Below are 6,466 nucleotides of genomic sequence, written 5' to 3'. Positions count from 1 at the left end.
GAATTGCGTGGCCGCGCGCAAATCACATATCCGCAAGCGCGAACTCGACAGCCCGCCGCAGCCGGGACGATAGTCGCCGCAGGGGGCGCGAACGTTCGCCAGAACGGGCTTGCGTCGACAGGGCAAGCAAACCTGCATCCGGAGGCCGTATGGCCGTCAGGAATTCGGGCTGGACGATTTCGGCGGTAAATGGCGAAGGATGGCCGTGCCAACTGACCTGCATCCGCCAGGTCGAAGTCACCACCCTGCCCTGCGGAACCGAGAGCATCCGCCAACTATCGCTGCAGATCCGCGATCCCCGCGGCGTGGTGCTGCGCCCGCAATCGCCGGGCGTGTACGTCAACGACTTCGATGCGGTGACTTATTGGTCGGTGGATACGTTGGCGCCGTGACCGCGCGATGGGTGTGCGCCGATCGCTCGCTTCCGGAAAACGTTGATTGAGCGACGACAGGATGTCGACAGCGGATGTTGCTAACGTGCGCACACTTTATCCGGCAACACAGGAGCGTCGCCCACATGGAAGCAACAGCCCGGAACCGAAACAGCGTGCCGCCGAAACGCCATTCGAGCGAACAGTTCGAGCGTCCAGCGCACCCGCGCGCCTGGCGGCTCGATAGAGAGACCGCGCCCGCGACGAGCCGCGTCTAGGCTCGATCTCCCCAAGCGCCGCGCCGAAGCGCAGCCCCTCCCTCTTCAGTCCTCGCAGTGCATGCGCATGCGCGCAAGCACGCGCCGCGCTGCGTTCGCGAATGCGGGCGTGCAGCGGCGTTGCACCGAGAACCTCAATCCAATCCGCTCGCCCTTCCAGCACCGATCGTCCGATGAAGCTTCTGTCCCCCACCAAACTGCCGCTCAAGAGCAACAAACCCATCGAAAGTCTCGCCATCGCCATCGACGGATCCGATGTAGTCGTCGGCCAAGGCCACGGTTTGAACAGCCGCAGCAAAGTCTTCCAACCGGCGCTGAGCAGATGGAGTTTGCCGCTGCTGAGCGAACTCGCCGCCCCTTCGCCTTGCCCGTTCACACCCGATGGCGAGCGGTTCGTAAGCGATCATTGCAGCACGATGGCGCGCTCGGAACATTGGCTAGCCGCGGCCGGCGCGCGGCGGCGCCTGATGGTCCAACACGCAACCAATCCGGGCGAGTGGACCGAGCCGGTGGACAGCGAAGTGAGCTGGGCGCGACTGGCCGGCCCGATGCTCGCCGTCGGCGGCGAGCGCACCAGAATCCACAATCTCGAATCGGGAATGCTGGCCTGGTGCCTGGGTCGAGCGCTTCCCGGCACAGGAACGCGCAACACACCTGTCTGCCCAAAGATCGCGTTCCGTCCCGACCGCAAGGCGTTCGCCGTCGGCGGCGTGGACGAATCCAACCTCTTCCTGTATTCGATGAACCTGCAAACCTCCTCGTGCGGAACGATCCCGCTGAGGATATTTTCCGGCGCGCCGGACAGACTCGATTGGCTCGGCTTCAGCCCGGACGGAAAACACCTGGCGGCGAAGAACGCCAACCTGGATTACGACCATCTTCTGATATGGCGCGAGGGGCAGACCGATCCGCACTTGAGGAAAGTCCAAAGCGCCAGCACCCTCGCATTCCATCCGGATGCCGAGCACTTCGTCACCGCGCTGGCCTCGGAGCTGCGCATCCATCGCTTGTCCGACGGCGAACAAATCGGCAGCCGCAAATTCGGCCGCGATACCCGCCAGATCAAACTCGAATTCACCCCGGACGGCTCGATGCTGATCACCGGCGACCGCAGCGGAAGATTGTTGGCGTGGCCGGTGGCTTGATGCTCGCCTGGCGCATGCGGCCGCAGCTAAAGAACCGCTGAACACCGATCGCCGCGAACGCGCGCGAGGCGTCATGCCACAGGCTGCCGACAGTCCGAATTGCTAGATTGCGAAAGATATTCTACTAGTCTGAAAGGATTGAATGACGATGAATATGAGCGCTCACGCTACCCGCCCGATGGATCTACGAGGGCTGCTTCTGCTTCCCCTGCTCGGCCTCGCATTCGCCGCCGACGCGGCCGACACCGCCAGCCGACAGATCGCTCCCGCGAACAACAACGCCAAGACGGTCGACGCGTCGCGCATCTACGGACGAATCCAGATCGTCAAATCGTTCCCCGACTACAAAGTCAAAGTCGTCCGCGCGTTTCCCGACCTGAGAGTGCAAGTCGTCAAATCTTTCCCGAACGGACCGGGCAAGTGGCAGATGGTCGACTCGTTCCCCGACTACAAAGTCCAGTTGGTCGATTCGTTCGCCGACTTCGAAATCCAGTACGTCGACAGCTTCCCCGGAAGGCCGTAAGCGAACCCGCGCAAGCAGCGCATCCAACCCGCCGCCGCCCGATCCAGTCATCGCCCCTTCGCTCACATCCTCGACGGATCGTCGCATCGGCGATCCGCCGGAGGGATCGATGTCGCGCGCGCCGCGCCGGTCGATGTCCATGCAGCGGAAAAACAAAAGGCCTAGCATCGCTGCTAAGCCTTTCTCGTAAATGGTGGCCGGGGAGGGAATCACCTACTCGACTTAAGATCATGAATATTCGATATTTTCTGAATAACCCATCCATCATGTGCCCCCAAAAATGCCCCCTTGGCCTCCTACCTAGAAAGGTGGCCGCGCCGTCGATGCAGGCGGCCAAATTAGGCACCGAAAAAGAGCCATTCTGAACGATTAGGAGTTGCTTTCCAGACGTCACTGCTTGGCGACGGCCGCGGACTTTCACCTGGCGCGTGCAATCGCAGACAAAACCCAAGAATCCTCCCAATTGCCTATCGCTCCCACGGCGGCCCGGCCGAAGTCAGGCATGTGGTGGGCGTATTTCTCGGTCACCGTGATAGAGCTGTGCCCGGCCAGCCGCTTCACTTCGTGCAGGCTGCCCCCTGACTGGACCATGGCGGTGCAGAACGTGTGGCGCAGCCAGTGCAGGGAGCCGGCCAGCTTCGCCTCTTTGGCGTCCGCCGAGAACCAGTCCGTCAGCGTGTCCGCATGCACCGATACCAACTGGTCGTCGCCCAGGTCAGCCAGGGCGAGGCGTGCCGCGGCATTCAGCGGAATCGCACGCCAGCGCAGGTTCTTGGTCCGCCCCTTTGGCGCCGACTCCACATAGAGCATCCCGTCTCGAACGTCCGAGCGCCTGACCTTTGCCATTTCGCCGCGCCGAATGCCGGTGTTAGTCATGAAGGCCCAGAGCGATGCACGATCGCCAGAGGCCTTGGCCAAGGCTCGTAGGTCTGCCGGGCGGTAGTAGCTTGGCGCGCGGCTCGTAACGGGCTTCTGGATGGACACGCCGTCCATGGCCGAATAACGAATCGTCCACTGCTTCACGGCGCGCCTGAGTGCGGCCCGGGCCAGCTTCAGCGCCTTCTCAGCCTGGCCCGTAGCCTCTTGTGCGGCCGCCCACGCCTCAGGGAAATCACCCAGGGCCAGGCTGCTTTGCACCTGCCTTAACTCTTGGCTTATACGGCCGAAGCCGTATGGGCCTGAGATCCCCATGTTTAGACTGTGAGTTGCTGCTCAACATGGCTGCTGGAGCTGGGCTTCGATCCCATGCCGGAGAATTTTGGATTGCGTCGTTGAGTTCGATCCGTGAATAGAGCTTCTTGCCAAGGAAGCGCTTCGGCTTGATGCCAAGGGCGCGATACCCTTCACGCAGCGTGCTCACGCAAACGCAGCAATAGGCAGCCGCCTCTGGCTCGGTGAACCAGTCCTTGCCTTCCAGTCTGATCTCGCGCATGAGTTCTCCGAGGCCGGCCACCTTTGGTTGACGGATGACCCTATCGCTTCTTCCGGCCCCTGCCCAGAAGCCGGTCGAGCCTCGCTTGCAACTCATCGTCGTGATGGGATGGCGGATGTGCCAGAACCGAAGGAAGCCTCACCTGCACCGGCTGAAATCTTGCCTTTTTCCAAAAGGCTTCAAGATCGTCAGGGTGGATGCGGTCGGACTTCGGGCCAAGACCCAGCCGTATCGCGGAGAGTTGTCCTGCATCGATCGCTCGGCGCAGAGTCTTAGGGCTGCATTCGCACAGCTCGGCAGCCTGGGCAACGGTCATCAGCTTTGGGGCCATGGCCGTAGCATGACCTACATCCCGTTGTCCCTGGAACTACAGGGAGGGATCGACATGAGATTTGAAATCTATCGGGAAGGGAACGGGCTATTGGGATTGGCAGCCCTCGCCGGGAGCGGGAGTAAAGGACAGTACCGTTGGCGACTGTGGTCTGCTAACAACAGAATCATCGCCTCAGGCGAGGATTACGTGAACAAAGCGCACTGCCAGGAAGCTATCGATCTGGTTAAGGGAACCAATGCTCTGACCGAAGTCGTGGACAACTCTTAAGGCTTTCGAGATGAGACGAATTCCTGCCATCTCAAGTCACTCTGATCGGAGTGATTCGAAGGGGCATCGCAGATCAGTCACTCAATCCTAGCGTAAAGAGGGGAAGCCGATGAGTAATCCGATCATTCTTACGCCCGAACAAATCGAGTACGGCAACTTGAAAGGCGAGGTTGCGGTGCTTCGCGAACTTATGAGAGGGCTTCTTGCGCGAGAGCTCTCAGGCCCAACAGCCGAGGCTACAAATGCGCTGATGACATCTGCGTTCAACCACGCCAGATCCAAACATGAGCGATTGAGCGCGGAGCGAATTTCAGTGGATCACGCTATCAATCAACTAACCCGTGATCTCGGTTACTCCTGAGGGACATGCCACACTGGAGCAGCTGATGCCGGAATTTCGGCATCAACTGGTGCCGAAGCAGGAATTCCTGCTATCTCAAATTATGCAGATTAGCGTGATCTAAAGGTGGGTCCAGACGACAACTACTGGGATCCCGGCAGTTTCCGGAATCGATCGTGTCCAGTGTATGGAAACCATCACCGCCGGTGGATACCATATAGGGCAAACTGCCCACTATCGATTTCGCATGGATACTGAGAAGAACGACGGACGAAGAAGTTGGTACGGCCCGACAATAATAATATTGTACTCGCTACTTTTCGTAAGGGATCTGGAGAAGCATCTCCCGAGAACATTGCATATGGCCCGGACTGGCTTCGGTAAGTTCTCACCCGAAGATGTGAAGCTAGCCATCGAGAGGGTGCTGGCCTCTTCGATCGACCTATCTGAAGTGGCAGAGCGCGTGGGCGGCCTCCCCTATTCCAACGTAGTTCTTCGCGAGTACTTCTCAAAGGTCTTGCAGAACATCTAGGGGCAGGCGACAAGGCGGAACTGGGGATGACAAAGAATTTGAGGGAAAATCGCGATCTTAGACTAAACCAGACGATCAATCCGACAGGCGCTCTAGTATCTTCGAGAAGTATCGGCGTATCTCCTCATCGGAGTGAAGAACATCTTCGAACTTTGTCAGATCTTCCGATGAGCTGAGCGCCATCTCAATCGCGTGCCTCATTTCCTCCGGGGAAAAAATGATCCCCTCCCCATTCTTTACCTTGGCTAGTGTTCTAGGGAAAAAACTCTCAAGATCTCTAACACCAACAAGGCCATACATCAGCAGGGTAAAGATCCCTCGCCATCTTTCTCCAGTGTGCATTGCAGCCCCCCCCCTTTTGTAGTAGTACACGATTTTAATGCGACTGCTGCAATAGGCCAGCGCGCCTGTGGACGACCGGAGGTATAGCGCAGGCTGCAGGGGCATCGGGAGCGGCAGATCGCATCTGCGGCTCGGGCCCGAAATTCCCTGCAAGTCATCCATGCACTGCTAAAGCACCCTGGCGCCCCTCGCCACTAAAGCTCCCCATTGGTAAAATTAACTCCAGACGCTTAACAGGGGGAGTGTTTTCTTGAAGATCTACGTGTTTGTCCTAGCTAGTTTGCTCACCGGTTGCGCCACGACCAATCTCGAAGCGCCATTCGCAGATCCGAATAAGTCACGAGAATTCGCGACTATCCAAGCCTTGAATGACTCAAGGGATCTAACCCAAATGAAGCTGCTGATGCTGGATGGAAAGCCCCCGGTATTCAAGAAGGACTTGTTCACGGCAGCAGAGGGATTCTGGAGCGAAAAGATGCACGCGCTACCTGGTGTGCATGTCATCAGGGCGGTGTGCTTGATTGGGGAGCTCCCCAGCAGATCAAGGGCCGTCGCAGATCTTGAAGTCACGCTTGTTGCAGGGGAAACCTACACGTTCGACTGCACTCCGCCTGACAAGTACGATTCGATAAAAATGTACATGACGGATTCGGCTGGCAACGACATCCGCTATCGCTTCATCCGCTCGATTCCGCCCAACGGCCAATAGCTCCCTGCACGAAGCAGCCGCTCGGCAACCGTGAATCGGCGACGTGGGTAGCAACTTGCCTCAGGCAGCAACTGATCGCCCAACAAAAAGCCCCGCAATGCGGGGCTTCAGTGATGTTTCTTTGGCGCTCTAAGATCTGTAATTTCGAACCCGTGGTGGCCAAACCGACGATAGATCGCAGCGATCATCTCAC

Annotated in this window: 10 protein-coding genes; 7 read left to right on the top strand and 3 right to left on the bottom strand. The window is 58.7% G+C overall.

What is annotated here, in order from left to right; genetic code table 11:
- Window positions 1–149: 149 nt before the first annotated feature.
- The 3 genes from V7787_RS44540 to V7787_RS44530 all read left to right on the top strand — a co-directional run bounded on the left by V7787_RS44540 (window position 150) and on the right by V7787_RS44530 (window position 2,317).
- Complete coding sequence (locus V7787_RS44540) at window positions 150–392, top strand: hypothetical protein (protein WP_336094133.1); 243 nt, start codon at window positions 150–152, stop codon at window positions 390–392.
- A gap of 430 nt (window positions 393–822) precedes the next feature.
- On the top strand, window positions 823–1,794 hold the full coding sequence (locus V7787_RS44535; RefSeq protein ID WP_336094132.1) for a WD40 repeat domain-containing protein: 972 nt from the start codon (window positions 823–825) through the stop codon (window positions 1,792–1,794).
- A gap of 148 nt (window positions 1,795–1,942) precedes the next feature.
- The gene (locus V7787_RS44530) at window positions 1,943–2,317 is read left to right on the top strand and encodes a hypothetical protein (protein ID WP_336094131.1); all 375 of its coding nucleotides are present in this window, start codon (window positions 1,943–1,945) and stop codon (window positions 2,315–2,317) included.
- 417 nt (window positions 2,318–2,734) lie between these two features.
- On the opposite strand, the gene V7787_RS44525 is transcribed toward V7787_RS44530, so the two are convergent.
- The gene (locus tag V7787_RS44525) at window positions 2,735–3,454 is read right to left on the bottom strand and encodes a tyrosine-type recombinase/integrase (protein WP_336094130.1); all 720 of its coding nucleotides are present in this window, start codon (window positions 3,452–3,454) and stop codon (window positions 2,735–2,737) included.
- A gap of 335 nt (window positions 3,455–3,789) precedes the next feature.
- Window positions 3,790–4,065, bottom strand: coding sequence for a helix-turn-helix domain-containing protein (locus V7787_RS53235; RefSeq protein ID WP_442965362.1), 276 nt, complete (start codon window positions 4,063–4,065; stop codon window positions 3,790–3,792).
- 24 nt (window positions 4,066–4,089) lie between these two features.
- On the opposite strand from V7787_RS53235, the gene V7787_RS44520 reads away from it, so the two are divergent.
- From V7787_RS44520 to V7787_RS44510, 3 genes are all read left to right on the top strand, one after another.
- On the top strand, window positions 4,090–4,350 hold the full coding sequence (locus tag V7787_RS44520) for a YegP family protein (protein ID WP_442965361.1): 261 nt from the start codon (window positions 4,090–4,092) through the stop codon (window positions 4,348–4,350).
- Window positions 4,351–4,459: 109 nt separating this feature from the next.
- Window positions 4,460–4,711, top strand: a complete 252-nt coding sequence (locus V7787_RS44515; protein ID WP_336094129.1) for a hypothetical protein — start codon at window positions 4,460–4,462, stop codon at window positions 4,709–4,711.
- Between the two features lie 226 nt (window positions 4,712–4,937).
- Window positions 4,938–5,222, top strand: coding sequence for a hypothetical protein (locus V7787_RS44510; RefSeq protein WP_336094128.1), 285 nt, complete (start codon window positions 4,938–4,940; stop codon window positions 5,220–5,222).
- 75 nt (window positions 5,223–5,297) lie between these two features.
- On the opposite strand, the gene V7787_RS44505 is transcribed toward V7787_RS44510, so the two are convergent.
- Window positions 5,298–5,594 (bottom strand): hypothetical protein, encoded by a 297-nt coding sequence (locus V7787_RS44505; protein WP_336094127.1) that lies wholly within the window; start codon window positions 5,592–5,594, stop codon window positions 5,298–5,300.
- Window positions 5,595–5,955: 361 nt separating this feature from the next.
- Here V7787_RS44505 and V7787_RS44500 point away from each other — a divergent pair, with 361 nt between their 5' ends.
- Window positions 5,956–6,273: a hypothetical protein gene (locus V7787_RS44500; protein WP_336094126.1), complete on the top strand. Its 318-nt coding sequence runs from the start codon at window positions 5,956–5,958 to the stop codon at window positions 6,271–6,273.
- The last annotated feature ends 193 nt before the right edge of the window (window positions 6,274–6,466 follow it).

The sequence above is a fragment of the Pseudomonas sp. CGJS7 genome (assembly GCF_036961695.1).
The sequence above is the reverse complement of the archived record's forward strand: the minus strand, read 5'-3'. Positions and strand labels throughout refer to the sequence as shown.

Bases quoted from the DNA above. Each gene is read 5' to 3' on its own strand.
- V7787_RS44515 (WP_336094129.1), top strand. From the start codon at position 4,460: ATGAGTAATCCGATCATTCTTACGCCCGAACAAATCGAGTACGGCAAC.
- V7787_RS44500 (WP_336094126.1), top strand. From the start codon at position 5,956: ATGAAGCTGCTGATGCTGGATGGAAAGCCCCCGGTATTCAAGAAGGAC.
- V7787_RS44510 (WP_336094128.1), top strand. From the start codon at position 4,938: ATGGATACTGAGAAGAACGACGGACGAAGAAGTTGGTACGGCCCGACA.
- V7787_RS44540 (WP_336094133.1), top strand. From the start codon at position 150: ATGGCCGTCAGGAATTCGGGCTGGACGATTTCGGCGGTAAATGGCGAA.
- V7787_RS53235 (WP_442965362.1), bottom strand. From the start codon at position 4,065: ATGACCGTTGCCCAGGCTGCCGAGCTGTGCGAATGCAGCCCTAAGACT.
- V7787_RS44535 (WP_336094132.1), top strand. From the start codon at position 823: ATGAAGCTTCTGTCCCCCACCAAACTGCCGCTCAAGAGCAACAAACCC.
- V7787_RS44520 (WP_442965361.1), top strand. From the start codon at position 4,090: ATGACCTACATCCCGTTGTCCCTGGAACTACAGGGAGGGATCGACATG.
- V7787_RS44530 (WP_336094131.1), top strand. From the start codon at position 1,943: ATGAATATGAGCGCTCACGCTACCCGCCCGATGGATCTACGAGGGCTG.